Source organism: Maribacter sp. UH1 (assembly GCF_056839145.1).
The window spans coordinates 3,882,390-3,906,530 of the sequence record NZ_CM166387.1 but is presented as its reverse complement, the minus strand read 5'-3'; the positions used below and the strand labels follow the sequence as shown (position 1 = coordinate 3,906,530).

At 33.7% G+C, this 24,141-nt stretch carries 25 protein-coding genes and 1 tRNA gene; 16 read left to right on the top strand and 10 right to left on the bottom strand.

Annotated features, from left to right (window positions below):
- Positions 1 to 7 precede the first annotated feature (7 nt).
- Positions 8 to 169: a hypothetical protein gene (locus UH1x_RS16845; protein ID WP_482623136.1), complete on the top strand. Its 162-nt coding sequence runs from the start codon at positions 8 to 10 to the stop codon at positions 167 to 169.
- A gap of 66 nt (positions 170 to 235) precedes the next feature.
- Here UH1x_RS16845 and UH1x_RS16840 read toward each other — a convergent pair whose 3' ends face one another.
- Positions 236 to 835 (bottom strand): N-acetylmuramoyl-L-alanine amidase family protein, encoded by a 600-nt coding sequence (locus tag UH1x_RS16840; RefSeq protein WP_482623135.1) that lies wholly within the window; start codon positions 833 to 835, stop codon positions 236 to 238.
- A gap of 219 nt (positions 836 to 1,054) precedes the next feature.
- On the opposite strand from UH1x_RS16840, the gene UH1x_RS16835 reads away from it, so the two are divergent.
- The 7 genes from UH1x_RS16835 to UH1x_RS16805 all read left to right on the top strand — a co-directional run bounded on the left by UH1x_RS16835 (position 1,055) and on the right by UH1x_RS16805 (position 7,806).
- Entirely contained in the window at positions 1,055 to 1,342 is a 288-nt protein-coding gene (locus UH1x_RS16835; RefSeq protein ID WP_482621798.1) for a hypothetical protein, read from the top strand.
- 272 nt (positions 1,343 to 1,614) lie between these two features.
- Complete coding sequence (locus UH1x_RS16830) at positions 1,615 to 4,020, top strand: TraG family conjugative transposon ATPase (RefSeq protein ID WP_482623134.1); 2,406 nt, start codon at positions 1,615 to 1,617, stop codon at positions 4,018 to 4,020.
- Between the two features lie 34 nt (positions 4,021 to 4,054).
- Entirely contained in the window at positions 4,055 to 4,636 is a 582-nt protein-coding gene (locus tag UH1x_RS16825) for a TrbJ/VirB5 family protein (RefSeq protein WP_482623133.1), read from the top strand.
- Positions 4,636 to 5,475, top strand: coding sequence for a hypothetical protein (locus UH1x_RS16820; protein ID WP_482623132.1), 840 nt, complete (start codon positions 4,636 to 4,638; stop codon positions 5,473 to 5,475). The genes UH1x_RS16825 and UH1x_RS16820 overlap by 1 nt, the downstream gene beginning before the upstream one ends.
- 6 nt (positions 5,476 to 5,481) lie before the next feature.
- The gene (locus tag UH1x_RS16815) at positions 5,482 to 6,099 is read left to right on the top strand and encodes a conjugal transfer protein TraK (protein ID WP_482623131.1); all 618 of its coding nucleotides are present in this window, start codon (positions 5,482 to 5,484) and stop codon (positions 6,097 to 6,099) included.
- Positions 6,089 to 7,018: a conjugative transposon protein TraM gene (traM, locus tag UH1x_RS16810; protein ID WP_482626520.1), complete on the top strand. Its 930-nt coding sequence runs from the start codon at positions 6,089 to 6,091 to the stop codon at positions 7,016 to 7,018. Before UH1x_RS16815 ends, traM begins: the two co-directional genes overlap by 11 nt.
- Positions 7,015 to 7,806 carry a DUF4138 domain-containing protein gene (locus UH1x_RS16805; protein WP_482623130.1) on the top strand — a complete coding sequence of 264 codons (792 nt, stop codon included), beginning with the start codon at positions 7,015 to 7,017 and terminating at the stop codon, positions 7,804 to 7,806. Before traM ends, UH1x_RS16805 begins: the two co-directional genes overlap by 4 nt.
- On the opposite strand, the gene UH1x_RS16800 is transcribed toward UH1x_RS16805, so the two are convergent.
- Together UH1x_RS16800 and UH1x_RS16795 are read right to left on the bottom strand one after the other, a co-directional pair.
- Positions 7,799 to 9,037 (bottom strand): site-specific integrase, encoded by a 1,239-nt coding sequence (locus tag UH1x_RS16800; protein WP_482623129.1) that lies wholly within the window; start codon positions 9,035 to 9,037, stop codon positions 7,799 to 7,801. The genes UH1x_RS16805 and UH1x_RS16800 overlap by 8 nt on opposite strands.
- Before the next feature lie 240 nt (positions 9,038 to 9,277).
- Positions 9,278 to 9,362 (bottom strand) — tRNA-Ser (locus UH1x_RS16795).
- Positions 9,363 to 9,520: 158 nt separating this feature from the next.
- Here UH1x_RS16795 and UH1x_RS16790 point away from each other — a divergent pair.
- The 5 genes from UH1x_RS16790 to UH1x_RS16770 all read left to right on the top strand — a co-directional run bounded on the left by UH1x_RS16790 (position 9,521) and on the right by UH1x_RS16770 (position 14,809).
- Positions 9,521 to 10,528: a glycosyltransferase family 2 protein gene (locus UH1x_RS16790; protein ID WP_482623128.1), complete on the top strand. Its 1,008-nt coding sequence runs from the start codon at positions 9,521 to 9,523 to the stop codon at positions 10,526 to 10,528.
- A gap of 83 nt (positions 10,529 to 10,611) precedes the next feature.
- Entirely contained in the window at positions 10,612 to 12,528 is a 1,917-nt protein-coding gene (locus UH1x_RS16785) for a BatA domain-containing protein (protein ID WP_482623127.1), read from the top strand.
- 26 nt (positions 12,529 to 12,554) lie between these two features.
- On the top strand, positions 12,555 to 13,814 hold the full coding sequence (locus UH1x_RS16780) for a dihydroorotase (protein WP_482623126.1): 1,260 nt from the start codon (positions 12,555 to 12,557) through the stop codon (positions 13,812 to 13,814).
- 1 nt (position 13,815) lies between these two features.
- Entirely contained in the window at positions 13,816 to 14,145 is a 330-nt protein-coding gene (locus tag UH1x_RS16775) for a hypothetical protein (RefSeq protein ID WP_396634762.1), read from the top strand.
- Between the two features lie 4 nt (positions 14,146 to 14,149).
- On the top strand, positions 14,150 to 14,809 hold the full coding sequence (locus UH1x_RS16770) for an alpha/beta hydrolase (RefSeq protein WP_482623125.1): 660 nt from the start codon (positions 14,150 to 14,152) through the stop codon (positions 14,807 to 14,809).
- Here UH1x_RS16770 and UH1x_RS16765 read toward each other — a convergent pair.
- The gene (locus UH1x_RS16765; protein ID WP_482623124.1) at positions 14,806 to 15,300 is read right to left on the bottom strand and encodes a hydrolase; all 495 of its coding nucleotides are present in this window, start codon (positions 15,298 to 15,300) and stop codon (positions 14,806 to 14,808) included. The genes UH1x_RS16770 and UH1x_RS16765 overlap by 4 nt on opposite strands.
- 2 nt (positions 15,301 to 15,302) lie before the next feature.
- Complete coding sequence (locus UH1x_RS16760) at positions 15,303 to 16,079, bottom strand: MBL fold metallo-hydrolase (RefSeq protein WP_482623123.1); 777 nt, start codon at positions 16,077 to 16,079, stop codon at positions 15,303 to 15,305.
- Positions 16,080 to 16,249: 170 nt separating this feature from the next.
- Here UH1x_RS16760 and UH1x_RS16755 point away from each other — a divergent pair, with 170 nt between their 5' ends.
- A complete protein-coding gene (locus tag UH1x_RS16755; protein ID WP_036153740.1) occupies positions 16,250 to 17,704 on the top strand; it encodes a nucleotidyl transferase family protein in 1,455 nt (484 codons plus the stop codon).
- A 76-nt stretch (positions 17,705 to 17,780) separates the two neighbouring features.
- Here UH1x_RS16755 and bcp read toward each other — a convergent pair whose 3' ends face one another.
- A complete protein-coding gene (bcp, locus tag UH1x_RS16750) occupies positions 17,781 to 18,233 on the bottom strand; it encodes a thioredoxin-dependent thiol peroxidase (RefSeq protein ID WP_482623122.1) in 453 nt (150 codons plus the stop codon).
- A gap of 55 nt (positions 18,234 to 18,288) precedes the next feature.
- Between bcp and UH1x_RS16745 the strand changes: the two genes are divergently transcribed.
- On the top strand, positions 18,289 to 18,951 hold the full coding sequence (locus tag UH1x_RS16745) for an endonuclease III domain-containing protein (protein ID WP_482623121.1): 663 nt from the start codon (positions 18,289 to 18,291) through the stop codon (positions 18,949 to 18,951).
- Positions 18,952 to 18,967: 16 nt separating this feature from the next.
- Here UH1x_RS16745 and UH1x_RS16740 read toward each other — a convergent pair whose 3' ends face one another.
- The 4 genes from UH1x_RS16740 to UH1x_RS16725 all read right to left on the bottom strand — a co-directional run bounded on the left by UH1x_RS16740 (position 18,968) and on the right by UH1x_RS16725 (position 20,967).
- Positions 18,968 to 19,111: a hypothetical protein gene (locus UH1x_RS16740; protein ID WP_396634769.1), complete on the bottom strand. Its 144-nt coding sequence runs from the start codon at positions 19,109 to 19,111 to the stop codon at positions 18,968 to 18,970.
- 72 nt (positions 19,112 to 19,183) lie between these two features.
- On the bottom strand, positions 19,184 to 19,765 hold the full coding sequence (locus UH1x_RS16735) for an RNA polymerase sigma factor (RefSeq protein WP_396634770.1): 582 nt from the start codon (positions 19,763 to 19,765) through the stop codon (positions 19,184 to 19,186).
- Positions 19,766 to 20,167: 402 nt separating this feature from the next.
- Positions 20,168 to 20,311 carry a hypothetical protein gene (locus tag UH1x_RS16730; RefSeq protein WP_170861978.1) on the bottom strand — a complete coding sequence of 48 codons (144 nt, stop codon included), beginning with the start codon at positions 20,309 to 20,311 and terminating at the stop codon, positions 20,168 to 20,170.
- A gap of 74 nt (positions 20,312 to 20,385) precedes the next feature.
- Positions 20,386 to 20,967 carry an RNA polymerase sigma factor gene (locus UH1x_RS16725; RefSeq protein WP_036153731.1) on the bottom strand — a complete coding sequence of 194 codons (582 nt, stop codon included), beginning with the start codon at positions 20,965 to 20,967 and terminating at the stop codon, positions 20,386 to 20,388.
- 243 nt (positions 20,968 to 21,210) lie between these two features.
- On the opposite strand from UH1x_RS16725, the gene uvrA reads away from it, so the two are divergent.
- Positions 21,211 to 23,991 (top strand): excinuclease ABC subunit UvrA, encoded by a 2,781-nt coding sequence (uvrA, locus tag UH1x_RS16720; protein ID WP_482623120.1) that lies wholly within the window; start codon positions 21,211 to 21,213, stop codon positions 23,989 to 23,991.
- Positions 23,992 to 24,141 lie beyond the last annotated feature (150 nt).

Below are 24,141 nucleotides of genomic sequence, written 5' to 3'. Positions count from 1 at the left end.
AATTATTATGGCACTAGAAAAAAAAGATTTAAAATTTATTATTGAATCACTTGAATACACAAGACTGAAATTTGAAAATTATGAACAATATCCTTCCTATGAGTATAAACAAAGTAGAGTTAACGATGTTAATGAAGTTATAGGGAAAGTTAAAGAACTTCTTAAATAGATTTTAGCATAGCTTTTATAAGCTCTTTCAAGCTCTTAACTATTTCAACAAAAAATTCTTTCATAATCAAGTATTTAAATAATTAGTAACCCCCATCAAAATAGCCAATGCCATAGCTCTAAAATTTTTAGATTTCAAAAAGTAATCAACTTCATCAATATTACTCATGAACCCCATTTCAAAAAGTACTGCTGGATAAAAAGTAGTTTCCCGAAGCACTTGAAAATTGGCAAACTTCACACCTCGCTTTTTAAATCCTAATTTCTGAGTACTTTCATTCAATATAGATAATCCTAATTCAATAGCTTCTTTGGTAAATCGCGAATCAGAATTATGCACATAAATTTCAATTCCCAAAGCATTTGGGTTCTCAGCATGGTTACAATGCAAGGAAATAAACAAATCTGCATTTAATGCTTTAGCCAACTTCGTTCTACCCTTAAGAGAAATTAAAGTGTCTTTATACCGAGTTAGATAAATATCCAATCTATCCTCAATAACGGTTTTATTAAGCTTCAATATTTCTTTGGCAATATTCAATACCACCTCTTTTTCCTGAATGTTATTTACACCAATTGCACCAGTATCTTTTCCGCCATGTCCAGGGTCAATTACAATAACTTTTTTCTGGCCAAAAATGAAACACATTTTCAGTAGTAAAATCACAAAACTGACGTTTTGGAGCATCTTTTTCCAGTTTATTTTCATAATCGCGTGGATTTTTTCTATCAATTTTCATAAGATTTAAACCCCTTTGTTTTCAATTGAAATCAAACGAATTCAAACAATATTATTTACATAAAATATTGATAATCAGTTATTTGAATTCAAATATAATGTATTTTTCATACTATAAAAATGAAGCAAAATTTAAACCATTTTAGTATGAAAAAATCACTCTTTTTAACCGCCTTGTTACTTTTTATTTCAAACACCTTATTTGCACAAATTGGAGGTATTGAAGATTCTGTAAATGATGTTTCCGATACCATAAGAACCATTTTCCCAATCATATTGGGTGTCATCTTTCTAATAGGTTTCCTATTTAATGCAGGTCATTTTTTCGGTGAAAATGCAGACCTCAAAAAAGGAATAACCAGAGTACTGGTATTTGTACTCATCGCTGGAGCTGTAGTTGGCATTTTTACCTACCTAATCGGTATCGTAGTGTAATATGAAACGCTTCGAGGTCTATAAAAATATTAGAAAGCGAGCGGTGATTATGGGCTTACCTATTTCGCTATTCGCGCTAATGATGACATCCGTTATTGGTTCATTATTACTCATCATTTTTTCTTTTAGTTTTTTTGTAATCATCTGCGTATTTCTCGTCAATACAACTTTATATGTGGCGTTAACACATCTCACTAAAAATCCAGCCCTCTTACACTTTAAAAAAGTATTTCCACAAACTATCAGTAACAAAAAAGAGACTCATTTATATTATGAATAAGATTAATCTATCCGCATATCATCCTATTTTAGATATCAAAGAACATACTATTTTCGCCAACAATGGGAATGTAATATTGGGTTATAAAGTTGATTTTCCCGAAATATATTCCTTATCGGAAAACGACTTCGAAGATATGCATGGGGTATGGTTTCAGGCTTTTAAATCATTGCCAGTAAGTACGATTATTCATAAGCAGGATATTTATCAAAAGACGGCTTATGATGCCAATGCTATACCTAACAATAGTTTCCTAGAGAAAGCAACCAATGACTATTTCAAGGGGCGAGAATATATAGAACATACCTCTTATTTATTCTTTGTACTTCCACTCAACAAAGCTTTGAATGCTTCCAAGTTTACAAATCCTTTTCGTAAGGTTGAAAAAGGCATCCATAAGAAATTAGACCATAATGTAACCGAGTTTATCGCTTCGGTGAACGATGCCATTTCCTTTATTAATAACAGTCGAAAGGTATCTCTGAAACCATTAAATCAAGATGAAATTATAGTGCTCACCAACATATATTTCAATGGTTTTAATGAGGGTTTTGATACGGATATACAACTCAAAAAATCTAATATAGAAATAGGGGAAAACTATTTTGACGTATTGGCTATAAATAACGAACTCTGTTTTGGTGATGTGGTACAGAGTAGTAAAACCAATGATAAATTTACTTCGGATGATTTTGTGTTTCATCAAGGGTTTATTGACGGATTAGGATTGAGCCTTAATGAAAACCATATTGTCAATCAAATTATCTATTTGGATGATAAGCAAAAATGGCGCAAGCTACTCGATAAGAAAATTGAAGAACTCAACAAGAGTTCCAATTTCGGAACACAGAACAAAGTCATCTTAAAGAAGATTGAGGACATTGTTGCTAAAATCAATGAAGATGATAGTTCTCGTATCATTCGTGGACATCTAAATTTCATCTTTTGGTCTAATGAAGTATCAGAGTTAAGTAGAATAGCTTCCAAAATAAAGACAGAATTCAAAGAGTTAGATATTGTTCCATACTACCCGAAAGGAGAAGAACGCAAACATTATTTCCTGAATTCCTATTGCTGTTTTACATCCAATTTTTCTAATGAAGATTTGTATGTAACCGACTTAAAACACGCCTTGTGTTTATACATCAATAATAGTAATTACAAGTCAGATGCAACAGGTATCATTTTTAATGACAGGCAGCATAATATTCCTGTTTTAAAGGATGTTTGGGATGAGCGAAAGAAACGTATTAAAGCCAGAAACTTTGCCATTTTCGCACCTACAGGCGAAGGCAAATCCTTTTTAGCGAACAATATACTTCGTCAGTATTTTGAAAGCGGCGTCCGGCTAGTCATTATCGATTTGGGTGGCTCGTATTCTAAGTTCGCAAAATTGTATCCAGATAAACATATTATTCTTCGCTACGAACAAGGAAAAAATCTAGGTATCAATCCTTTTTATATTTCTCGGGAAAGTGACCTGACACCCGAACGGTTAGAAGATTTAGGCGTTTTCCTATTGGAGCTAATGGCTTCAGGAAAAGTAGCTACAAAAGCAGAGGAAGTCGCTATCAAAAAAGTCTTGTTACATTACTATAAACACATCCGAAAAGGACATTCTTTAGCTTCGTTGTATCAATTTATCGATGATAAAAAAGATACGCTCATATCTGAACTTAAAATACAAGAAGACTACTTCAATATCTACAACTTTTTACACATCCTATCTGAATATGTAGATGGTGGTTTGTACAGTTTCCTTTTTAACGTAAGCGAAGACCAAACCTACAAGATTGAAGACAAACGGTTGATTGTTTTTGAACTCGATGAAGTCAAGGACAACAAGGAAATCCTTTCAGTTATGTTGAAGCTTATTAAATCGGCAATACAACGTACAATCTGGAGAAACAGAGCCGAAAAGGGCATCATTCTGTTTGATGAATTTGCGAAACAACTCAAATTCGGAAACGTGCTAGAAAGTGTAGAATTTTACTATCAAGCCATTAGAAAACAGAATGGAGCTATTGGCATAATTCTACAATCTATAAATCAGCTGCCTAACAATTCAACATCGGCAAGTATTCTGGAAAACACCCAAGTTGTGTATAGTCTTAATAACGAAAAAGGATATGAAGAACTTCAAAAACGATTGAACCTTTCTAGCCATGATTTAAACCAATTAAAATCCATTAGAAACAATCTTACTGGAGCAAGAAAGTACACCGAAATGTTTATCAAAATTGGAAAAGAAAGTAACATTTTCCGATTAGAAGTTCCAAAGGAGGTCTACGCAGCATATCTCACAGACGGTCAAGAAAGCGACCGCATAATGCGGATTTATGAAAAAACAAATGATATGGAAAAAGCCATAAATACATTCATAAAACAACAGCCATAGGCTGATTTAATATTAATCTTTAAAATAAATACTCATGAAGAAAAAAATCAAAATCTTAGGGATAGCGTTAACCTTTGCCCTTTTAATGCCAGCAGGCGCTGCCTGCCAGGGAATGCCAGTATATGATAATACCAACTTTATCAGTTTTGCAAAATCCTTGATTGAATCTGCAAAACAAACCTCACAGTTATTAAAATCAGTTGAGTTTTTAAAAAAACAAAAAGAGAATATCGAGAAGGTAAACAATGTCATAAAACAATTAAAGGCGGTGCGTGAATTAGCAAGGAATAATCAGAAGCTATTTGATATTGTACAAGACGATTTGCGAGAGATTCTCAATTCACCATACATCAAGCCAGATGAAGTTAATCGGGTTTCGGAATCCTTTAATTCCATTATCGAAAGTTCTTTAGAAGGTTTGGAATTTATTGACCAGGTACTATCAAGTGACAATCTAAAAATGACAGATGCCGAACGTGCCGAAGTTCTAAATGCAAAAGAACTAGAATCCAAAGAAATGGTAGCAGAAATTGAAGCTAAAACCAGACGTTACAGAGAGATTATTGCCTTTAGAAGAATGCAGGATAAAATCAACAATAGAGAAACCAATTACTAATGGCAGGTATTTTTTTAGGCATAGGGTTAGAATATATTGATGCTGTTTTTACCACCATCAAGAACAGCGATTTTTCTCAGTACGCCATTACTGGAATGAAAACGCTGGCCATTCTATTCTTTCTTATTAATATTCTAAAAAAATATAATGAAGGTGTCGCCAATGATGAGGGCTATACTTGGGGGCTTACGCCTTCGGAATTAGCAAAGAATTTTGCAGTCGTTATACTAGTTATTTTTTCTACACAGGTATTGGGTGTTTTTGATAGCGTTTTAGTCGCTATTGAAGCTCAATATCGAGACACGGCTCCTGCGCTCCTCCCGTTACAGATGCAAGACATCGATTTGGAACTAGATGTGGGCGCATTGGAAGCCGCCAAAAAAGCCTTAGCTATGTTATACGAAGCTTTGGTTACACCTTTATACGGACTTAAAGTATTGTCCTTTATTATTGGAATGTTCCTCTGGTTACTAGATTTATTCATCTATCCTTTATTTCTAGCAGAACGTTATTTCTTATTAGGAATCATGCAAGCTTTTTTTCCTTTGGTAATCAGTCTAGCCGTATTCGAAAAGTTCAGAACACTAGCCTATAACTTCTTCAAACTCTACGCAGGGGTTTATATGCTAGTACCTGCCTTTTTTCTGGTAAATGTATTTGTAAACAATCTCTACACAGAAATCAATACTAATTTCTGGTCCGATTTATTCGGAACGGATTGGGGAAGTGACTTTTTTGCTCCCTTACTGCAATTTGGCTCAATAGGATTCATCGTCTTACTCAAATTCAAACTCTATCGCAGAGCTACATCTTTTGTATTTAAACTCTTTAGCGCCTAATCAATTATGAAAACACCTTATAAAAATATTTACAACGTACTGAAGCTAAATCGTTTCATTGTACTAGCCGTCATCACAGCAGCTGCTCTTACTTGTATCATTTCTGTGCTACTAGTTGTAAAACTCCATAAAGAAACAGTTAACAACGCTTTTGTAGTCAATACCGATGGACATGTAATTCCATTAAAGCTCGTTTCTCAAAAGGAAAATTTAGAAGTAGAAATACTGGCACATTTAGAGCTTTTTCATACTTATTTCTATAACATAGATGCCAGTAATTACGAAAAGAATCTAGAGAAAGCATTATGGTTAGGAAATAGTTCTGTGGATGCTTTGTACAGACAGAAAAAAGCAGATGGGGTTTACAATCGGCTATTGCAATATTCATTGGTTCAAAAGGTGCTGAAGATTAAATCTAAAATCGATATACAAAAAGAACCGTATCGCTTTGAAACTACAACCGTTTTTGAAATTAATAGAGGTTCAATAACAGACACTTATGAATTAAACACTACAGGAAACCTTATCCATATAGATAGAAACTTCCCAAAAAACACCCACGGATTGTTGATGACCAACTTTTTTGAAAACACCCTTAAAAAAATGGAGAATTATGAAAATTGAAAAGAATAAAATTGTCTTTGCGGCAGTCATTATATGTGTGGTGCTTTTTATCGGGTCGTACTCAGTAATCATGCTTGGTGAAGATGAAGAACCGGCCATTGAGAGCAATCAAATCCCTGTTCCTGAATTGGAACGCGACCAGAAAGAATACCAATCTAAATTAGAGGCTATAGATGACCTAAAAGAAGTAAGACAGACAAATGCACCAAGCATCTACGATGAACGCTTATTTGATTCCACGGGAGTTTATGACCCTGATTTATTGGACAAACAAAAGATGCGAATTGTAGATAGCATATACAATGAAGGGCGTATCAGTTATTCCGATAGAGGTTTTAGAAAATTGAAAACCGAAGCTTCCCCAAAACAAATCATAAGAGATACTATTCCTCATATCGAGGAAAAAGAAACCATTGTTATGGCCAAGGAATTGGGATTAGAACATCAACTGTTTTTCGCTTCAAATCCCATTAAAAATGAAACACTAGAACATCAAAATACGGATGAAACCATTTATGTTCGAGTGGATGGTACGCAAACCGTAAAAAAGGATTATCGCCTACAAATGCGCCTTACTAAAGATGCAGTCATCAATGGTATATCCGTTCCCAAAAACAGTCCGGTTTATGGCTTTGTAAGCTTTAAACCCAATCGAACAATATTGACAATAGAAAACATCAATCATAAACCTGTAAAGCTAAAGGCCTTTGACCTACAAGATGGTAGTGAAGGTGTTTATATCGAGAATAGCTTTCGAGCTGAAGCTAGACAGGAAGTTGTGGGTGATTTAGTAGATGACATCAATATAGTGGGAGTTCCACAAGTAAGTGGTATCAAAACAATATTCCAACGAAACAACCGAACTGTAAAAGTTACGGTAACTGATAATTATCAACTTATTTTAAAACCAACGCTATGAAAACATACATTATAACCTTGCTAGTTATCTCCTCAAACTGGATAACAGCGCAACAATTACTAGATACAATTTACGCCAATGACAAAAAGAATGTAGCATTGTTTTTTTCAGAACCTATTCGTCAGGGAATAACAGGAACATCCAATTTTGTGTTTACATACAATAGGGAAAAAGAGCAATATTTTGGTTTGCTGCAAGCGACACCTGGAACAGAAAGCAACCTCTTGACTATTACCAATAATGGTAAAGTCTATTCTTATATCTTAAAATATAAAGAGCAGCTTTCAAAGTTAAATTATTTTATTCCTGAATTTGAAAGCATAGGAAATGAAAAGTCTGAAGAAATTAAACAGAAATCTATTGTTAAGTCTACAAATGAAAACAGAGCTAAATATTTTCAAAAGTTTAGTGATTACCTATTGAAATCAAAGTACGACCCCATTGCTACTAAACGTAAAAAGGGTATCAAATTACAATTACAGAAAAGAGTTTATAATGCTACTGAAGTATACATGGTATTTGAAATCAAGAATAAATCTGGAATTGATTTTGAAATTGATTACCTAAATGTTTACAAAGTAAATGGAAATAAAAAGAGAAAGGCATCTTTCCAGCGCCTATCTCAAGTAGTGATTTACAAATACAAGATGCCAATTATTGTCGAGACTGGAGATTATAAACGATTTGTCTACGTCCTGCCTAAATTTGTTCTTGGGGATGATGAAAAGTTGATGGTTGAATTGAAGGAATTGAAAGGTAGTAGGAAAATTATTTTGAAAACTAAATAACTTCATTTAAATCCTTATTAAAATTAAGTTTTTCTCGTAGTACTTTCATATCATCACTAACCTTTCTATCTAAAATTTTTGCATAGTGTTGTGTCGTTTTTAAAGATTTATGACCAAGCATTTTACTAACAGACTCAATAGGCACACCATTGGTAAGTGTAACTGTAGTGGCAAAAGTATGACGTGCCAAATGAAACGTTAAGTTCTTATTTATTTCACATAAATCTGCTATCTCCTTTAAATAAGCATTCATCTTTTGATTGCTCAAAACTGGTAATAATCTATCGTCAGACGATAAATGAGAGTAGTTACCATATTTTTTGATTACAGCTTCTGCTGTTGGAAGTATTGGAATATTACTACGAGTATCCGTTTTAGTTCTTTTGATTTTAATCCACTTATCACCATCAATACCAATAACTACATCATCTTTAGTTAGCTTTTTGACATCTGCATAAGCCAAACCGGTAAAGCAACAAAAGATAAAAATATCTTTAACTTGGTCTAAGCGGTCAGTATGTAATTCCTTTTCCACCATTTTCTGAATTTCTTCTTTAGTCAGAAATTCTCTATCAACGATTTTCAATTTAGCTTTCCAATGAAGGAAAGGGTCTTTATCAATCCAATCATTAGCATGAGCTATTCTTACTATTTTTTTAAAATTAGTTATGTATTTAATGGCTGTGTTATGGCTACAATTTCTTGTGGTTTTTAAATAATATTCAAATCCACAAATAAATTTATGGTCAACCATTTTAACCAGAATATCTCGAGCTTTATATTCTTTCCTTATATATTCAGATACATGTTTTTTAGCAGTTTTATAGCGTTCTGCTGTACCAGCAGCAAAGTCTTTTCCAATAAGTTTATTAACTTTTATATTATGTTCTTCAAAAATTTCCAATAACATCCGTTTGTTCGAGTCTTTACCTAAGTAGGCATCTCTAAGAAGAATAGCAGTAATAGGTTTTTCATCTGACACAAATCGCTGTTCAATAGAATATATCTTATTCCTTATAGTAGATACATAACGATTTATTTCTTGAGATTCTTGAGAATTACCTCTAACGACACTAGCTTCAGAGTTCCAGTTATCTATAAGTACTTTACGGCGAATGCTAAGTTCTGCGCGTTGACCGTCTAAAGTAATTCTAAGATAGATATTAGCTCGCCCAGAATTATCTGCTTTAAACTTTTTGATATAAAAAAGTAGAGAGAATGAATTATTCATGAGTATTTGTTGTTATTTCTTCTTCAATCTACAAAAAAAACAACAAAGCATATTACTTATAACTATCTTATTTACAGTATTTTAAAAATCATTCGGAGTCAGTTGAAGGTGTCTCCAACTGACTCCGAATTAGCCCCTTTTTCTTTACTGTTTTATACCTCTAATTGATACTTTATAAAATTTAAAAAGCCCATAAACATAATGTTTACGGGCTTTTAGTAGAATTTAGTAAATTCTCAGCGGAGAAAGAGGGATTCGAACCCCCGGAGGTGTGACCCTCAACAGTTTTCAAGACTGCCGCATTCGACCACTCTGCCATTTCTCCTGAGTGCCTCATCAGGTATTCCCTGAATGCGGGTGCAAATATATAAAGGTTTTCTTATCTAATAAAGCCTTTTCTTAATTATTTTTTATCTCTGTGATTTCAAAACTTTTTCAAAGAAATGAAAAGGTTGAATTTCAGTTATTTATTACCTTGCCACGATGACAAAACCGCTTGTAAGTATCCTTATTCCATTTAAAAATGTTGATGAATATTTTGAAGAATGCTTAAAATCCATCCAAAATCAGACCTATAAAAACTGGGAGGTTGTTGCCGTAAACGATAATTCAAGCGATGATAGTCTAGCAATTGCTAAAACTTTTGCAGCCAATGATGATCGATTTAAAATATTTTCAAATGACGAATCCGGCATTATAACGGCACTTAGAAAAGCATACGCACATAGTAGTGGCAATTTTATATCAAGAATGGATGCTGATGATCACATGAGCCCAGAACGAATAGAAGTCATGGTCAATTCTCTAGTACAACAAGGAAAAGGAAGTCTTGCTGTAGGGAAGGTAAAATATTTTTCAAAAGCAGGAGTAAATGACGGTTACGACCGATATGAGAAGTGGTTGAACAAATTAACCGCTACCGGTGATAATTTTAAAGAAATATATAAGGAATGCGTAATACCCTCCCCTTGTTGGATGGTACATAAAGAAGATTTTGAAGCTAGCGATGCTTTTAATGCTAATCGTTATCCTGAAGATTATGACCTTGCCTTCCGTTTCTATGAATTAGGCTTAAAGTGCATACCCTGCACCACTACCCTACATTATTGGCGAGATTACGACAACAGAACATCGCGAACCAGCGAGCACTACGCACAGAATTATTTCTTGGAAATTAAGTTGCACTACTTCTTAAAATTGGAATACAAAACAACAGACCATCTAGTGGTATGGGGCGCTGGTAAAAAAGGAAAAACGATTGCCAATCTGCTTGTAGAGAAAAATATTGCTTTTCAATGGGTCTGTGATAATGAAAAAAAAATTGGGAAAGATATTTACGGTATCCGCCTGAACCACTACTCTAACTTAAAAGAATCAAAAAATTCCAAAACCATTATTACCGTTGCTAATGAAGATGACCAAACTATGATCAAATCGTTTTTTAAAGAATTAAAACAAAAGCCATCGGTAGATTATTTCTTCTTTTGCTGATTATAGACGAACAAAAATATTAGTTGATTTCTCACAAGCTTCTAATTTCAAAATAATTATCTTTGCTATAATCAAAATTAGGAATGCAATTTAAATATCCAGAACTTCTTTGGGGTCTTTTACTACTACTCATTCCTATATTAATTCATCTATTTCAATTACGCAGATTTAAGAAAACACCGTTTACTAATGTAAAGTTCTTAAAACAAGTAGTTTCTGAATCTAGAAAAAGCAGCACTTTAAAAAAATGGTTACTGTTATTTACCAGAATGGGCTTACTAGCTGCATTAGTTTTTGCATTTGCCCAACCATTTATGGCTAACGATAATGCCCTACAAGAAAAGGAAAACGTTTTTTATATAGATGATTCTTTTAGCATGAACGGGCAAATTGACAATGGTAGCCTATTTAAAAATACCATTCAAGATTTTATAACCAACATACCTTCTGATCAACGTTTTACCTTATTCACCAATAAACAGGTATATAAAGATATTGATATAAAAGATATTCAAAATGACCTTCTAAATCTCTCCGTAGGTTCAGAGCAATTAGGTATTTCTGAAATTATTTTAAAAGGAAAAACCTATTTCAGTGATAATACCACTTCACAAAAAAACTTGGTGCTTATATCAGATTTTCAACAACGTCTGGGCAATTTAACTAATGTAGATTCAACCAGCACCATCAACGTGCAGTATATAAAACCTGGTAATACAATTATCAGCAATACGGCTATAGATACGGTTTTTATAGCGGAGCGTAGTAATGATAACATAGAGGTAGTAGCACAATTAACTACAAATTCTGAAGAAAAGACCATACCTGTGTCTTTATTTAATGATGCTAAGCTAATAGCAAAAACAGGCGCTAATTTTGATCAAAACAAAAAAGCGGATGTACGCTTTACCATAAATGCAAAAGACATTATCTTGGGTAAGGTAACCATTATGGATACGGGGTTGGATTATGACAATCAATTCTTCTTCAACATTGACGAAAAATCGAAAATTAAGGTTTTGGTAATTGGCAATACTTCTGCGGATTATTTAAAACGCATATATACCGATGAAGATTTTAGCTTTACCAGTAGTACGTTAGCGCAATTAAATTATAGCACTATTGAAAATCAGGATTTAGTAGTTCTAAACGAAATATCAAAATTACCAAGCTCGCTTATTACCGCGTTGAAATCTTTAAATACCAACGGAGGTAGTTTTGTATTCATACCTGCTACAAAAGGCGATATTGACTCTTACAATCAATTATCTAGTGCTTATAATGCAAGTAGGTTCTCTACTGAAATAGAACAAGAAATACCCATCGCCATTGTAAAAACTGCGCACCCGTTATTTGAGAATGTATTCGATAAGAAAGTAACGGATTTTCAATTCCCTAGTGTTCAAGAACGCTATAGAATTAGCACAAAAGCTCCGGTGGCATTGTCTTATCAAAATAACGAACCCTTTTTAATAGGGTCAAAAAACGCCTATTTCTTTACTGCGGCTTTAAGTAGTGATAATTCAAATTTCAAGAATTCGCCCTTAATTGTTCCTGCTTTTTACAATATGGGTATGAATAGTTTAAAACTTCCACCATTGTATGCAAGTATTGGTAGCAAAACGGAAATAGAATTACCCCTTACTTTGCAACAAGATGATATCATTAAAATAGCTAATGATAATAATGAGTTTATTCCTCAGCAACGGGTATTACCTAAAAAGGTTCAGGTTAATTTTATAGAAAACCCCAAAGAAGCCGGTATCTATAAAATTATACATAATGATAAAACGATAAGACACATCAGCTTTAATAATGACAGAAAAGAGAGTGAATTATTATATACTGCGCTCCCAGAAAATAACAGTAATACATCAGTATCAAATTTCTTTTTAGAAAGTCAAAAAGACAATACCATTAACGAGTTTTGGAAATGGTTTGCTATTTTAGCACTGGCTTTTGTTTTAATAGAAACGGTACTGCAAAGATTCTTAAAATAACCTATTAACATACCACCCATAACCCTATGAATATACTTTTAAAATCAGTGACTATAGTAAATGGGAGCAAGAAGAACCTTCATTTAAAAAAGAGGGATATTCTTATTAAAAATGGCGTTATAGATGCTATTGAGACTACTATTGAGCCTGCCGGTAAAACAAAAGTTATAGCCATAAAGGATTTACATGTTTCAATTGGTTGGTTTGATAGCGGAGTTAGTTTTGGAGAGCCTGGTTATGAAGAAAGAGAAACTATTGAAAACGGATTACTAACTGCTGCAAAAAGCGGATTTACAGATGTTATTTTAAATACGAGTAGTAACCCAACACCAGATTCCGCATCAGATATTGTATACTTAAAAAATGCCGCCAAGGATCAATTAACAAGGGTACACCCATTAGGGAATTTGACCGTAAAAGGTGAAGGTGAAGTACTGGCAGAGCTTTACGACATGAAAAATGCCGGCGCCTTGGGTTTTTATGATTATAAACATCCAATGGCAAATGCCAACCTTTTAAAAATCGCCCTACAATATGCTCAAAATTTTGACGGAATGGTGTTTTCTTTTCCGTTGGATAAAAGCATTTCGGGAAAAGGAATTGTCAACGAAGGTGTTACCAGCACAAAATTAGGCTTGAAAGGAATTCCTGCTCTGGCGGAAGAATTACAGATAGCACGAGATTTATTTGTTTTAGAATATACGGGAGGAAAATTATTTATACCTACCATTTCTACAGCAAATTCAGTGAAACTTATAGCCGAGGCCAAGAAAAAAGGATTACAGGTGTTTTGTAGTGTAGCAGCTCACAACCTTGTTATTACCGATAGTGCCTTAGAAAATTTTGACACACAATTTAAAGTAATGCCACCACTGAGAACGGCAGCAGATATTAAAGCACTTCAAAAAGGAGTGAAAAATGGAACAATAGATTTTGTGACATCTGACCACACTCCTCTAAATATAGAACTAAAGCATGTAGAATTTGACAATGCTGATTTTGGAACAATAGGACTAGAAAGCATATTCGGTATGCTAAATGAACTTTTTAATATTGAAGAGACCATTGCCTTGCTAACTAAAGGGCGTTCTGTTTTTGGAATGACAGAGCCACAGCTAGAAGTTGGACAAGAAGCAAACCTTTCGCTTTTTACTACAGATGACACTTATGAATTTTCACAAGATCAGATCTTTAGCTCCAGCAAAAACTCCATCGCAATTGGCAAGCAAATGAAAGGAAAAGTAGTAGGTGCCATTGCAAATAATCAATTAGTTTTAAATAAATAACATGGAGAAATCTCCCGAAATACCAGGCAGAACTACAGCAATAGTTGCCTATTTAACCATCGTTGGGGCAATAATCGCCCTATCTATGAATAACGAACCACAGTATCGTTTTGCAAGAATACATACCCGTCAAGCATTTGGTCTACACTTAATGTTTCATGGCTTTGCTATATTTTCTAGTGTATGGTTCAACCAATATGCGCTTTATGGCTTATACCTGTGCTACATTGTACTTTGGGTATATGGCTTTATTGGTGCATTGAGCAACAAAGAACAAATTGTGCCTATTGTAGGTCCGTATTTTCAAAAATGGTTCACTTTTATTAAATAATATAATGACAACAGCTCCCCTATCTTTAGAACACATTATTAGACCATCTAGTCTTACAGATAAAAAACCGCCAGTTTTATTTATGCTGCATGGTTACGGTAGTAATGAAGAAGACTTATTTTCCTTTGCACCAGAATTGCCAGAAGAACTATGCATTATTGCTGTTCGCGCTCCTTATATTTTACAACCTTATGGTTATGCATGGTATGCCATTAATTTTGATGACGAAAAAGGAAAATGGAGCGATGATGACCAAGCTATAGCATCCCGTGATAAAATCAAGACCTTTATAGAAGAGGCTTGTTCTACGTACGGTTTGGATGAAAACAATGTAAACCTTTTAGGCTTCAGTCAGGGTACAATTCTTAGCTATGCCGTTGCATTATCATATCCTGAAAAAGTAAAAAACATTATTGCATTAAGCGGATACATCAACGAATCCATTTTAGTAGATTCTTATAAGGAAAACAACTTTGACAACCTTAATTTCTACAGTTCTCACGGAGATATGGACCAAGTGATACCCGTAGATTGGGCAAGAAAGGCACCAGAACTTTTAAAGAACTTGGGCATTAAACATGTATATGAAGAATTTCCTGCAGGGCATGGTGTTGCACCGCAGAATTTCTACGCTCTTAAAAAGTGGATTTCGGATAAAATTTAATTGCTTCGCGTATATAATAAGTGATCTACCAAAGTAAAGTCTACCCCAAGATCATCTTTTAGTTCGTACTTGATCAATAGTTCTCCCCAATATTTTCCATCCGAGAAATCGGTAAGAATCCATTTGTGGTTTAGAACCTTTATTTTATTGATTTTAAAATCGCTCTGCATTCCCTCGTAAGGCACTAATGGGTTATCCCCTTTTTGCGCATTGGTTTCCAATAATTTATCGGCAACGTATCCAGCAGGGTCTTGCAAGTCTAAATGCTCAAAATAAGCTAAGGCATCATCATTGTTTTCTAATGAAAAGTACTGCATATCCAATACTTTCAAAGATGATCTTTGAACTGAGTCTTTCAACAGTTCTACCTTACTTTCCAATTTGGAAATTTTTTCTGCATTTGCTTCTGCCATATTTCCACTACTTACAAATAAGTACAGGCATATTAAAGACACAAATAAAAAAAAGTAAAGAAATATTCTGCTTTTCATAGTTAAATGCTGATTGTTAAATTATCGTAGGCCAAATGTACATTATTCGGCAATATTTTTTCTACCTCGTCATGAAAACCAAGCAAATGGCTAATGTGAGTAAGGTATGCTTTTTCTGGCTTAATTTCTTTTATGAACGCAAGGGCTTCCTCTAAATTGAAATGAGAAATATGAGGCTCTATACGCAATGCGCTAACTACAAGAACCTTAGTACCTTTTATTTTTTCTTTTTCTTCTGGCAGTACCGTTTTTACATCTGTCAAATAGGTAAAGTCTCCTATTCTATAGCCAAATACCTGTAACTTATTATGTAATACATTTATAGGAGTCACATCTTTGTTACCAATTGAAAAAGGTACATTGTTTTCTATAAGATTAATATCTACGGTAGGTGCGCCCGGATATTTGTTTTTTTCTTGAAATATGTAGTCAAATCGTTTTTTCAATGATTTTACTACTCTACTATGAGCATAAATTGGAATATTACCTTGCCTGAAGAAAAAGGGGCGAATATCATCTAACCCGGCAGTATGATCAGAATGTTCATGGGTATACAGAATACCATCTAAATGATTTACATTCTCCCTAAGCATCTGCTGACGAAAATCCGGACCACAATCAATAACATAATCGTAATCATCCCATGAAAGTAAAACCGAAACCCGCAATCTTTCATCCTTTGGGTTATCACTTAAACAAACCGGATGCTTACTGCCAATTATGGGAATACCTTGAGAAGTTCCCGTTCCTAAAAAAGTAACACGTAAATTGTTAGTCATGTATTACAAATTTAATTCCTTTTTAATAAAATTGGTTATTGAAAATTATAAGATCGCTGTATTTAAAAGGGAATAAAAACAATAACCGAAACTTATGCCATTTTTTTGCGGCTATTGCACATTGTAACAACCATTCTTTATAACTTTGTTAAAAGCTAAACAGGTAAAAAATGGCATCGGTATTAAAAAGAGATAGTGTTTTTGAAAATATTCCCTCTATTAAAGCAAAAACCCTACGCATAAATCTGAATCCGGATATATACGGAACTTTCGCAGAAATTGGCGCCGGACAAGAAACCGCACGTCATTTCTTTAGATCAGGTGGTGCTTCTGGTACCATTGCAAAAGCAATGAGTGCTTACGACAAAGATTTTAGTGATGCTATTTACGGTATTGAGTCTGATGGACGCTATGTAACACAGGCAAGATTAAAAACCATGCTACATTATGAAATGCAATTGATGGAAGAGCGTATTAGTCGTGATAACCACCCAGAAAGGTTATTCTTTTCATATGCAAATACTGTAGCCACAATTGATTTTTCTAAAAGATATAAAGGTCATGGTTGGATCGGTATTCGTTACCAACTAGACCCAAATCAAAAAGAATATGACGAGATAATTCTTCATATTCGTTTTAAGCAGAACGAAGCAAGACTACAACAAGAGACATTGGGTATTCTTGGGGTAAACTTAATTTATGGTGCTTTTTACAAGTATCATAAACCTAAAAAAATGTTGAAATATTTATATGACCATATAGATAAGGATACGCTAGAGATTGATATGATCAACTTCTCTGGACCAAACTTTAAAGAGGTTGATAACCGTTTAATGAGCTTACAGCTTATTAAGAATGACATGACAGATGCTGTAATGTTCGGTCCTGACGGCAATAACCTATTACCTGCTGCTGTACTTTACAAAAAGAACATATTGGCATTACGTGGTAGTTTTAGACCCGTTACCAAAGTGAATTTAGATATGTTTGAAAAGTCTTATGACATTTTCATTCGTGATAAAGGTGTTGATCAAAACAATACTATCGTTATTTTTGAAATAACACTATCTAACCTTAAAGCATCCGGTGAAATTGATGAGCAAGATTTCATGGACAGAGCAGAATTACTTTGTTCTCTTGGTCATTCTGTAATGATTTCAAAATTCCAGGAATATTACAAATTGGTAGAGTACTTTAATAACTATACCAAAAATAGAATTGGTTTAACCATGGGTGTAAACAACCTGGTAGACATATTCGATGAAAAATACTACCGTCATTTAAGTGGTGGCATTTTAGAGGCATTTGGTAAATTATTCTTTAAAGATTTACAGGTGTATCTATACCCAATGAAAAATGCTGATACCGGTCAAATCATGACCAGTAATAACGTTAAAGTGCACCCACGTATGAAAGAATTATATAAATTCTTTAAGTACAACGGTAAGGTAATGGACATCATAGATTACGAACCAGAGGTAATGCATATTTTCTCTAGGGATGTTCTTAAAAAATTAATGAACAACGACGAAGGTTGGGAACAAATGCTACCAGAAGGAATTGCTGAAATCATTAAACAAAAACAACTGTTCACTAGAAAAACAGAAGACCAAGAAACAGAATAAACATTTGATTTTCAATATATAAGAAACGAAAAACGCCCATTTGAGATGGGCGTTTTTTTATATAATCAACTAAATATCAATCTAATAGCTGCGCTGCATGATCTTTAGTTTTTACTTTATCAATTACTTTTGTAACTATACCTTCACCATCTACCACAAAGGTTTTTCTATGGATACCATCATACTCACGACCCATAAATTTCTTTAAGCCCCAGACACCAAATGCATTGATAACGGTATGGTCTTCATCTGCCAATAATGGAAAAGGAAACTCATATTTCTCTTTAAATTTAGCTTGTCTTTTTTCAGAATCTGCACTTACCCCTAAAAGTTCATACCCTTCAGATTGTAATTCTTTATAATTATCCCTTAAATTACATGCTTCAGCAGTGCAACCAGGAGTGCTTGCTTTTGGGTAGAAAAAAACAATTAGTTTTTTACCTGAATAGTCCTCTAATTTAATAGTATTTCCATCTTGATCTTTAGCAGAAAACGATGGCACTTTATCACCAACTTTTAACGTATTCATAAATGAAGTTTTATAAATTTGTGTTTAAATATTTGCAATCAAAATTAAACAATTAATGACGAAAGCCGAAAAAATAGCATTTACAATTTCTACTCTTAAGGAGCTATATCCAGAAATTCCTGTGCCATTGGACCATAAAGATCCGTATACTTTATTAATTGCCGTATTAATGTCTGCTCAGAGTACAGATGTTAGGGTAAATAAAATTACTCCCCTCCTATTTGCAAAGGCAGAAAACCCTTATGACATGATTAAATTAAGCGTTGATGAAATCAGGGAAATCATAAAACCGGTAGGCCTTTCACCAATGAAAGCCAAAGGAATTCATGGTTTATCGCAAATTTTAATTGATAAACATAATGGTGAAGTACCACAAGAATTAGCATATTTAGAAGAATTACCAGCTGTAGGTCATAAAACGGCAAGTGTTGTTATTTCACAAGCTTTTGGTATACCGGCTTTTCCTGTAGATACTCATATTCATAGATTATTATATAGATGGGGATTTACGAACGGGAAAAATGTGGTACAAACAGAAAAAGATGCAAAACGTTTATTTCCTAAAGAAATTTGGAATGATCTTCATTTACAAATTATCTGGTATGGTAGAGAATATTCACCTGCAAGAGGTTGGGATTTGGAAAAAGATATAATTACGAAAACAATTGGGAGAAAAACGGTACTTAACGACTACTATAAAAAGAAAAAAACCCGCTAAAAGCGGGTTTTTATTATTAATTCAAAAATACTTCGAATTCTAAATCTTCGTGTTCAAATTCATAGAGGGCTTGTGAATAGCTCAATAAGAAGTTGATTGTCTTCGGACAAACTTTGTTAAATCCGGTCTGTTCTTGGTAATCTGAGTAAATTTTTTCCATACTTCCTACGTTGTTACAATAAAATAACGCAGCAAATTTGGAAATATTGTTTATTCTATTTTCTACTCCAAATTAATTCGTAAGAACTATGTTGTTTTTTTCAATGATTTTTCTAAGATTAATTAAAGCATAACGCATTCTACCTAAAGCAGTATTAATGCTAACACCAGTGTTTTCAGAGATTTCTTTGAAACTCATATCTTTATAGATACGCATTAAAAGAACTTCTTTTTGATCATCTGGCAACTCTTCAACCAATTGTCTTAAATCAGTATCGATTTGATTTTTTATTAATTGTTTTTCGGCATTTAACTTATCATCACCAATTACAGAGAAGATATTAAAGTCATCGCTACCTTCAAACATTGGCATTCTTTTGTTTCTTCTAAAGTGATCTATGATCAAGTTATGAGAAATTCTCATTACCCAAGGTAAAAATTTACCTTCTTCACTATACTTACCTCTTTTTAAAGTTTTAATAACCTTAATAAAAGTGTCTTGAAAAATGTCTTCTGTGATATCCCTATCTAAAACCTTAGAATAGATAAAACTAGTAATACGTTGGTTGTGTCTGTTAATTAAAACTTCAAGAGCACCTTCGTTACCGTTGATGTAATCTTTAACTAATTCTGAGTCTTCAATTTGTAGTTTCATACGAGTTACTTTCTTTAATTGGTTAAGATTGGGTTAATCCTTTTAGTTAATTGGTTTGTTTTTTATTTCTGATATAAAACTAGAGAAAAGGGGGGCTGTAGGAAAAAGTATGTTGTCAAAACACGTATTTATGATGTGAAACATCGAAAAAGTATATTTCTGCACAATAAATACAATTTCAGATAGTTCAGCGGAGAAATGTAGGAAAGACAAAAATGAGCTAAAAGCCCTTTATTATTAGCCCTGCATTACTATACCTATATATAAGGTAAGACAGAAAAGCTTGTTCTCCTACAAGGAATATGACGCTCACTAGCAATAAATGACAGTACTAAACCCATTTAAAACAAAAAAAAACCCTTGGGCAATGCCCAAGGGTTTATATATAATTGTAAGATTTTTCTAATTCAAGTTACTCTCAAACTGCAATCCGTCTACTTCTGTAATATTTAAAGACTTAGAATAAGAAAGCAAAAACTGAATTGTTTCTGGCTTAGCTTTAACTAACTTGGTCTTATTCTGGTCTTTCGTGTATATTTTTTCCATGCTACGTGTTGTTTAGGTTCATCTAAAGAACGACACATCGATGAAGATAGTAGATCCACTCGACCTAAGACCTATTAATTCGTTAAAACTATATTATTGGCCTCTACCAACTTTCTAAGGTTAATTAAGGCGTAGCGCATTCTACCTAAAGCGGTATTAATACTAACACCTGTATTATCAGAAATTTCTTTGAAACTCATATCCTTATATATGCGCATCTCCAGAACTTCTTGCTGATCCTCAGGTAATTCTTTAATCATTCTAAGTAAATCAGAATCTATCTGTTCTTTGATCAATTGTTTTTCGGCATTCAATTTATCGTCTCCTAGCAATGAAAATATATTATAGCTTTCTTTACTATTATACATTGGCATTCTATTGTGCTTTCTAAAATGATCGATAACAAGGTTATGCGCAATTCGCATTACCCAAGGTAAAAATTTACCTTCTTCATTATATGCACCTCTTTTAAGGGTACGTATAACTTTCATGAATGTGTCCTGAAAAATATCTTCGGTTAACTCGCGGTCACCTACTTTAGAATAGATAAAGCCTGTAAGGCGAGAATTATGACGATTGATTAAAGCTTCTATAGCTCTTTCGTCTCCTTGAATATACTGTTTTACTAATTGGGAATCTTCAACTTGTACTACCATAACGTTACTTGTAGGGTTAAAAAGCAGCCCCAAATTCATAATGAATAAGGGTCTAATGGTTAAATTCTAACTTTTAAAAGTAATGTTGCGTTATAGGCTAATGGTATTTTAATGAGATCCCAAAGATATAAAAAAATAAATAGTCTTATAAAAATGTGAAAATTTCTTCATTATTTTTAGATAAACGGCATTTTTTAGTTCAGAAAAAAGGCAAAGCGTATCTTTGTAATCTTAGATATTTGTATGCCTACACTCGCCGAAGTAAATCCGAAAGAAAACATTATTATTAAGGGAGCAAAACTGCACAACCTTAAGGATATTGATGTCGTAATACCTAGAAATAAACTTGTTGTAATAACGGGATTATCTGGTTCTGGTAAATCTAGTTTAGCTTTTGACACCCTATATGCCGAAGGTCAAAGACGTTATGTAGAAAGTCTTTCTTCTTATGCCAGGCAGTTTTTAGGTAAGCTAGACAAGCCAAAAGTAGATTATATAAAGGGTATAGCCCCAGCAATTGCCATTGAGCAAAAGGTGAACTCTACCAACCCAAGATCTACAGTAGGTACCACTACTGAGATATATGATTATATAAAACTATTGTATGCACGTATTGGCAAGACCTTTTCTCCTATTTCTGGTAATGAAGTAAAAAAACATACTGTTACAGATGTGGTAAACCATGTAAAGAAGTATGAAGAGGGAACAAAACTTTTGCTTTTAGCGCCTATTATAATTCGTGAAGATAGAGATGCACTAAAATCCTTGGAGTTATTCTCTAAACAAGGTTATGCGCGTATAAAATATAATGATAAGGTACTACGTATAGACCAAGCTCCTGAGGATATTGGTAAAAAGTTCGATTTGGTAATTGATAGAATCATAACTAAAGATGATGAAGACTTTCATAACAGATTGGCAAATGCCATAGATACAGCCTTTTTTGAAGGTAAAGGCGAATGTATGATCGAAGAATTGGAAGATGGAAAACAAACACCTTTCAGCAATAAGTTTGAATTGGACGGTATGACGTTTTTAGAACCTAATGTTCATCTTTTCAGTTTCAATAATCCGTATGGTGCTTGTCCTAAATGTGAAGGCTATGGAGATGTCATTGGTATAGATGAAGATTTAGTAGTTCCAAATACGGCTTTATCGGTTTATGAAAATGCAATTTTTCCATGGCGAGGGGAAAGCATGAGTTTTTACCGTGATCAATTGGTAAACTCTGCTTACAAATATGACTTTCCTATTCACAAACCTTGGTTTGAGCTTACCGAAGATCAAAGACAATTAGTATGGGATGGCAATGCCCATTTTATAGGTCTGCATAAGTTCTTTGGAATGTTAGAAGAGAAAAGCTATAAGATACAGAACAGGGTGATGCTTTCTAGATATAGAGGAAAAACCAAATGTAATGTCTGTAACGGAAAACGATTACGAAAAGAAACCGATTATGTAAAAGTTGGCGGCGCTTCAATTTCTTCATTAGTAGGTTTGTCAATTGAAAAGCTAATTGTCTTCTTCAATGAGCTACAACTAAATGAAAGTGATGCCACGATTGCAAAGCGACTTTTAGTAGAAATAAACACAAGATTAGGATTTTTAGATAAAGTAGGATTAAACTACTTGACCATAAATAGAAAATCTAACACCTTATCCGGTGGGGAAAGTCAGCGTATAAATTTGGCTACTTCATTAGGTAGTAGCTTGGTGGGTTCTATGTACATATTAGATGAACCTAGTATTGGCTTGCACCCAAGAGATACTGAAAATCTTATTGACGTATTAATATCATTACGAAACTTAGGTAACACGGTAATTGTTGTTGAGCATGATGAAGATATTATGAAAGCGGCAGATATGGTTATAGATATAGGTCCTGAAGCTGGTACTCACGGTGGTGAGGTTGTTGCACAAGGAACCTTAAAAGAAATACTCAAATCAAAATCGCTTACAGCACAGTATCTAAATGGTAAGATGGAGATCAAAGTACCAAAAGAAAGAAGAACATCTAAAAATCATATCACTATAAAAGGTGTAAGAGAACATAACCTTAAAAATATCAATGTTACTTTTCCATTAGATATGTTGACCGTTGTTACAGGAGTATCCGGTAGTGGTAAAAGTACTTTGGTGAAAAAGTTGCTGTATCCTATTATATTAAAAGAGACAGGTGGTTATGGAGAGAAAGCTGGTCAGCATACATCGGTAGAAGGTAAATTCAACCATATTAAACATGTGGAGTTTGTTGATCAAAACCCTATTGGTAGATCTTCACGGTCCAACCCGGTTACCTATATAAAAGCATATGATGATATTAGACATTTATATGCCAATCAGAAACTAAGTAAAATAAGAAATTATCAAGCAAAACATTTTTCGTTCAATGTTGATGGTGGTCGTTGTGAAAAATGTAAAGGTGAAGGCGAGATTACTGTAGAAATGCAGTTTATGGCAGATGTTCACTTGGAATGTGAAACTTGTGGCGGTAAAAGATTCAAGAAAGAAGTTCTAGAAGTAACATTCAACAATGCCAACATAGATGATGTTCTTAATATGACCATTGATGATGCCATTCAGTTTTTTGAAACTGGGGAGCAAACTAGAATTGTCACCAAACTAAAACCATTGCAAGATGTAGGCTTAGGCTATGTAACTTTGGGGCAATCTTCCTCTACCCTATCCGGCGGTGAAGCACAACGTATTAAATTGGCATCTTTCTTAATTAAAGGAAGCACAAAAGATAAAGCATTGTTCATTTTTGATGAACCTACAACCGGATTACACTTTCATGATATTCAAAAATTATTGAAGTCTTTTAATGCTCTTATTAAAAAAGGACATTCAATTGTAGTAATCGAACATAATATAGATTTAATAAAATGTGCCGATTACATTATTGACCTTGGACCAGGTGGTGGAGAAAATGGGGGGCAATTATTAGCAGAAGGTACTCCAGAAGAGGTTGTAAAAAACAAAAAATCTTATACTGCGAGCTACTTAAAAGAGAAATTAACTTAATTTCCAATCCTTTAAAGGATTAACAAATCACAACTAAACCATTGATTATCAATATTATAATCGATGGTTTCTTTTTTTGGCACACTGTTTGTATACTACTAAGGGAATGTGAATAATTACATTTAGAACAACTGCCTAAGGGGCAGATTT

Coding starts and splice junctions, on each gene's coding strand:
- UH1x_RS16845 (WP_482623136.1), top strand. CDS start 8: ATGGCACTAGAAAAAAAAGATTTAAAATTTATTATTGAATCACTTGAA.
- UH1x_RS16835 (WP_482621798.1), top strand. CDS start 1,055: ATGAAAAAATCACTCTTTTTAACCGCCTTGTTACTTTTTATTTCAAAC.
- UH1x_RS16830 (WP_482623134.1), top strand. CDS start 1,615: ATGAATAAGATTAATCTATCCGCATATCATCCTATTTTAGATATCAAA.
- UH1x_RS16825 (WP_482623133.1), top strand. CDS start 4,055: ATGAAGAAAAAAATCAAAATCTTAGGGATAGCGTTAACCTTTGCCCTT.
- UH1x_RS16820 (WP_482623132.1), top strand. CDS start 4,636: ATGGCAGGTATTTTTTTAGGCATAGGGTTAGAATATATTGATGCTGTT.
- UH1x_RS16815 (WP_482623131.1), top strand. CDS start 5,482: ATGAAAACACCTTATAAAAATATTTACAACGTACTGAAGCTAAATCGT.
- traM (WP_482626520.1), top strand. CDS start 6,089: ATGAAAATTGAAAAGAATAAAATTGTCTTTGCGGCAGTCATTATATGT.
- UH1x_RS16805 (WP_482623130.1), top strand. CDS start 7,015: ATGAAAACATACATTATAACCTTGCTAGTTATCTCCTCAAACTGGATA.
- UH1x_RS16800 (WP_482623129.1), bottom strand. CDS start 9,037: ATGAATAATTCATTCTCTCTACTTTTTTATATCAAAAAGTTTAAAGCA.
- UH1x_RS16790 (WP_482623128.1), top strand. CDS start 9,521: ATGACAAAACCGCTTGTAAGTATCCTTATTCCATTTAAAAATGTTGAT.
- UH1x_RS16785 (WP_482623127.1), top strand. CDS start 10,612: ATGCAATTTAAATATCCAGAACTTCTTTGGGGTCTTTTACTACTACTC.
- UH1x_RS16780 (WP_482623126.1), top strand. CDS start 12,555: ATGAATATACTTTTAAAATCAGTGACTATAGTAAATGGGAGCAAGAAG.
- UH1x_RS16775 (WP_396634762.1), top strand. CDS start 13,816: ATGGAGAAATCTCCCGAAATACCAGGCAGAACTACAGCAATAGTTGCC.
- UH1x_RS16770 (WP_482623125.1), top strand. CDS start 14,150: ATGACAACAGCTCCCCTATCTTTAGAACACATTATTAGACCATCTAGT.
- UH1x_RS16765 (WP_482623124.1), bottom strand. CDS start 15,300: ATGAAAAGCAGAATATTTCTTTACTTTTTTTTATTTGTGTCTTTAATA.
- UH1x_RS16760 (WP_482623123.1), bottom strand. CDS start 16,079: ATGACTAACAATTTACGTGTTACTTTTTTAGGAACGGGAACTTCTCAA.
- UH1x_RS16755 (WP_036153740.1), top strand. CDS start 16,250: ATGGCATCGGTATTAAAAAGAGATAGTGTTTTTGAAAATATTCCCTCT.
- bcp (WP_482623122.1), bottom strand. CDS start 18,233: ATGAATACGTTAAAAGTTGGTGATAAAGTGCCATCGTTTTCTGCTAAA.
- UH1x_RS16745 (WP_482623121.1), top strand. CDS start 18,289: ATGACGAAAGCCGAAAAAATAGCATTTACAATTTCTACTCTTAAGGAG.
- UH1x_RS16740 (WP_396634769.1), bottom strand. CDS start 19,111: ATGGAAAAAATTTACTCAGATTACCAAGAACAGACCGGATTTAACAAA.
- UH1x_RS16735 (WP_396634770.1), bottom strand. CDS start 19,765: ATGAAACTACAAATTGAAGACTCAGAATTAGTTAAAGATTACATCAAC.
- UH1x_RS16730 (WP_170861978.1), bottom strand. CDS start 20,311: ATGGAAAAAATATACACGAAAGACCAGAATAAGACCAAGTTAGTTAAA.
- UH1x_RS16725 (WP_036153731.1), bottom strand. CDS start 20,967: ATGGTAGTACAAGTTGAAGATTCCCAATTAGTAAAACAGTATATTCAA.
- uvrA (WP_482623120.1), top strand. CDS start 21,211: ATGCCTACACTCGCCGAAGTAAATCCGAAAGAAAACATTATTATTAAG.